Origin of the sequence: Thalassotalea sp. G20_0 (assembly GCF_017744175.1) — a bacterium.
GTDB lineage: Bacteria > Pseudomonadota > Gammaproteobacteria > Pseudomonadales > Endozoicomonadaceae > Endozoicomonas.
In genome coordinates this window covers 1-1,039 of record NZ_JAGHQV010000250.1, presented here as the reverse complement: position 1 = coordinate 1,039, position 1,039 = coordinate 1, and the positions used below count along the sequence as shown (strand labels likewise).

Annotated in this window: 1 protein-coding gene; it reads right to left on the bottom strand. The window is 51.9% G+C overall.

Annotated elements, in window-relative coordinates; all coding sequences use genetic code 11:
* Positions 1-1,039: DUF1601 domain-containing protein (locus J7438_RS25865; RefSeq protein ID WP_209278908.1), on the bottom strand; the 1,039-nt coding region annotated here is incomplete at both ends.

Sequence of the window (1,039 nt, the reverse complement as noted above, 5' to 3'; positions counted from 1 at the left end):
ACCTCAAATCCTGATTTTTGCAGCAGTGCGATTTTCAGCAGAGTCGAACCATTCCTGGTTTTGAAGTCACCACCCACGTAATGAGACGGTCCCTGAACTTCAATCACCATGTTGTGATCTGGCAGTAGCAGGTCAACCGGAGGCAGTGAGTTCAGACTCTTTTCTTCTTCAATCTGCAAAGATGGAATGTGGGATTGGAGTTGAGCGCGGAAGCCGGATTGATGTTTTGAAATAATTGTCTGGTAATGGGGGACGACCGGACACGCTCTGCAAAGCCAACTTGCGGCCAAGGCAATGATGGATTGTTCCTCTTCATTGTCTGGGGAGGCATTTTCCAGGCGAGTGAGCAGGTCATCCATGTGCGTTTCAAGCACACTATTTTTATTGGTATTGCAGTCCAGAGACAACCTGGCACAGCATACCATTACTCCCCAGAGGGACATCAATATCGTTTGCTGAGAAAGCTGAGGGTTGTCACTGATCCGGTAAACAAGCGATTCGAACGTAGAGGTAACCACGTTCAGCTCAACGAGCTCACCCAGTTTCGCCATGGCCCACAGCAGGTTGGCGATTTCCTGGGCATTAAATTGATCTTTCTGTACGTTTACGTGGGGCAACAGCGCGACCACAGCCTCATTGAGTTCTGGTGTCCGCTCCTCCCTGTTGTCCATCAGTTTTGCCATGGCCCACAGCAGGTTGGCGATACCCTGAGCATTAAATTGGTTTTTCTGTGCCTTCACGTGGGGCAACAGTGCGGCCACAGTCACGTTGAGTTCTGGTGTCCGCTCCTGCCTGTTGTCTACCAGTTTTGCCAAGGCCCACAGCAGGTTGGCGATACCCTGGGCATTAAACTGGTCTTTCTGTGCCTTCACGTTGGGCAACAGTGCGGCCACAGTCACGTTGAGTTCTGGTGTCCGCTCCTGTCTGTTGTCCACCAGTTTTGCTATGGCCCACAGCAGGTTGGCGATACCCTGGGCATTAAATTGGTCTTTCTGTGCGATCACGTGGGGCAACAGTGCGGCCACGGCCTCGTTGAGCC